Raw genomic sequence first — 2451 nt, 5'->3', positions numbered from 1 at the left:
CTGAGAGAGGGCGATAACTCTAAAACCTGTTTTGCACCCCTGTAGCTGGGCACTGCGGGTCTGGGACGATCTGCGGGGAGATTTAGCACCGAAATTCCAGCTAACTGCTGTTGCCAATAAGCTAACTGAGTTTGTAATGGCGATTCGCTATTTGTCCCTACTCCTTGCAGCCACTCCCGTTGCCATTGGGCAAAATCCGCATATTGAATCGGTAGTTCTGGTAGGATAGACTGCTCATCCGCTGCAAAGGCTTTGTATAATACCCCTAGTTCTCGAACTAGCACACCGATCGACCAACCATCGGCGACAATGTGATGGAGATCGAGCAACAGCGCATATTCAGCATCATCTAGCTGTAGCAGCTTCACGCGCAGCAATGGCCCAGTAGTGAGATCGAAAGGCTGTTGAGCCGCTGCGGTGGCAATTTGCCGCAGTTGTGTTTCCCGCTCTTGGCTGTCGAAATTGCGTAAATCGATAAGGGGTAGCGGGATGCTCAGGCTAGGTGAGATCGCCTGTATGGGTTGCCCTTCCACCACCAGAAACGTAGTGCGTAAGGTTTCGTGGCGACGGACGATTTCGTTAAATGTCTGTTTTAAAGCGGTCAAATCGATCGCACCTTTGAGGCGCAGTGCGGTGGAGACATTATAAACGGGATTGCCTGGTGCTAACCCGTCGAGAAACCACAACCGCTGTTGAGCGAAAGAAGTGGGAAAAACGAACACCTCTGCTGGTTCGGCAAGATTAAGTTCTTCATCATCTGTAAGACTACCGAGCAGATCCTGGCTCATATATGAATGCCAAACAGTAAGTGTTCGTGTCGATCGATATGTTTACTTCAAAGTCCTGCAAATAAGGTTGCAACCCTGCTGGAATATGCTGTAACTGCAACCATCCACGATGGTTAGAAGTTTTCGGTAGTATTATTTGTCTGAGTCTACTGGCGATCGCCGATCGAACAAATCACTCACAAGACAGATCTTTAAATCAAGATTTTCCCGATTCATGCTTCACTCTCATCTGGCATCAGCGTAGCTTACTTTCAGCGTGGCAGTCTCAAAGATAAGAAGTTGAATGACAGTCGAGGAGCTTTAGCCGACTGCAATCGCGCGATTATTCTCAACCCAACCAGAAGATATTATGTTGAAGATCTCTCGTGTGAAAAAAGGCTCTATGACATGAGATCGCAAATGTCAACAACTTGAAAAGGACTCTAGATTGATACTGAATGAGGCTTTTAGTTGACATCAGGCTAGAGCATAACCAACTCTGACAGAGACTGTGGACACTCGGCTAAATCTGAGGTTAAACTAAACGCAACGCCGCTAGATTCGGGAAACCGATCGAACGGTAATCGACCGAATTCAGCCAAATTAGATTAATGAAAATCAACAAACTACTTGCACTCTCGATCGTCTCCCTCGTATGCTCATCGCCAGCTTTAGCCACTGATTTGACTAATAAAGATAGCAAAAAATACGCAGTAAAAGTTGCAGATGTCGGTACGCTCAATACAAGTATCGACAGCAATACAACATCAATGAGCATTTGTAGTAGTTCGTGTACGGTCACTGTCGTCGGCGTTGGTAGTATCAAAATTACTGGTAAAGAAAAGGTAATTGTGATTAAGAATGGAGAATTAAGCTTGGAAAAATAATGATTTCAATGTTGGCAAATATCTAGAGAGTAAAAATAGGTACCGTTTCAAAAAGTCGGGTTTTGCGAACACGACTAATCGATCGCATCCGCAAGAGATTTGGTAGCTGTTTATAGCTCGTAGGTGCCGACCGTTCGGGCTTGTTCGATGATGTGGGGCGCGATCGCATCGAGTAGCTGTTCGCGATCGAGTCCAGCAGCCAAGTCCAGAGCCGTATCCAAGGCATACAGCCAGAAATAGTAATGATGCAAACCATGACCTGGTGGTGGTGCTGGGCCGGTATAGCCCATACTTTCCATGCTATTTTTACCTTCAGTGAAAGCACGACCGCTGCCTGGGGCGATCGCATTTACCTGCGCTGGAATGTTGTAAATCAGCCAATGCGAGAACCCTCGGGCTAGTGGCGCATCGGGATCGTAACAAATCAGAGCCAATTGCTGGGTATTTGGCGGTACTCCCGTCCAATCAATTGGTGGTGAAATATTCTCACCTTTGGATGTATAAAGGTCGGGAATCCGCGCCAGTGGTACAAAAGCCGCACTACTAATGCGGAGGTCTTTGATGTTTAATTTCATATTGAAATTGATAAGTGAGTAGCTAGGCGAAATTAAATGTAAAATGCCAGCCTTTTGCCCTCACCCCCAGCCCCTCTGTCTTGACGCACACAAACGGGAGGTTCCCCGACGGTTTAGCGACTCGCTCCCGCCTTTGTTCCCCGACCATGGCTTTGGGTCAAGACAGCGACCCAAATCACGCGGAGGTTCCCGACCCATGGCTTTGGGTCAAGACAGCGACCC

The 2451-nt window shown here is 47.5% G+C and carries 3 protein-coding genes; 1 reads left to right on the top strand and 2 read right to left on the bottom strand.

Going from position 1 to position 2451, the window contains the following annotated elements; translation table 11 throughout:
* Positions 1-788 (bottom strand): condensation domain-containing protein (locus tag RMO84_RS11245; RefSeq protein WP_310488553.1); only part of this gene is annotated, 788 nt, incomplete at its 3' end.
* Positions 789-1378: 590 nt separating this feature from the next.
* Here RMO84_RS11245 and RMO84_RS11240 point away from each other — a divergent pair.
* Positions 1379-1654 carry a hypothetical protein gene (locus RMO84_RS11240; RefSeq protein ID WP_310488552.1) on the top strand — a complete coding sequence of 92 codons (276 nt, stop codon included), beginning with the start codon at positions 1379-1381 and terminating at the stop codon, positions 1652-1654.
* Positions 1655-1764: 110 nt separating this feature from the next.
* On the opposite strand, the gene RMO84_RS11235 is transcribed toward RMO84_RS11240, so the two are convergent.
* Positions 1765-2229 (bottom strand): YbhB/YbcL family Raf kinase inhibitor-like protein, encoded by a 465-nt coding sequence (locus tag RMO84_RS11235; RefSeq protein WP_310488551.1) that lies wholly within the window; start codon positions 2227-2229, stop codon positions 1765-1767.
* Positions 2230-2451 lie beyond the last annotated feature (222 nt).

It is taken from the genome of Chamaesiphon sp. VAR_69_metabat_338 (assembly GCF_031423935.1).
Taxonomy (GTDB): domain Bacteria; phylum Cyanobacteriota; class Cyanobacteriia; order Cyanobacteriales; family Chamaesiphonaceae; genus Chamaesiphon.
The sequence above is the reverse complement of the archived record's forward strand: the minus strand, read 5'-3'. Positions and strand labels throughout refer to the sequence as shown.

Coding starts and splice junctions, on each gene's coding strand:
- RMO84_RS11240 (WP_310488552.1), top strand. CDS start 1,379: ATGAAAATCAACAAACTACTTGCACTCTCGATCGTCTCCCTCGTATGC.
- RMO84_RS11235 (WP_310488551.1), bottom strand. CDS start 2,229: ATGAAATTAAACATCAAAGACCTCCGCATTAGTAGTGCGGCTTTTGTA.